Source organism: Streptomyces roseicoloratus (assembly GCF_004117935.1).
Lineage (GTDB): Bacteria > Actinomycetota > Actinomycetes > Streptomycetales > Streptomycetaceae > Streptomyces > Streptomyces roseicoloratus.
Map to the genome: position 1 here is coordinate 1 of NZ_SDOY01000079.1, position 233 is coordinate 233.

Genomic DNA, 233 nt, shown 5'->3' on the forward strand with positions numbered 1-233 from the left:
CGGCTCCGGCCGCCGAGGCTCCGGCCGCCGCTCCGGCCGGCGCCCAGGGCACGGACGTCGTCCTGCCCGCGCTCGGCGAGTCCGTCACCGAGGGCACCGTCACCCGCTGGCTGAAGTCGGTGGGCGACAGCGTCGAGGCCGACGAGCCGCTGCTCGAGGTCTCCACGGACAAGGTCGACACCGAGATCCCCGCCCCGGCCTCCGGTGTGCTGCTCGAGATCGTCGTCGGTGAG

1 protein-coding gene is annotated in these 233 nt (G+C 75.1%); it reads left to right on the forward strand.

Features of this window, described 5'->3' with window-relative positions; all coding sequences use genetic code 11:
- On the forward strand, window positions 1-233 hold a 233-nt coding region (locus ESG85_RS07060), incomplete at both ends, for a biotin/lipoyl-containing protein (protein ID WP_342781156.1).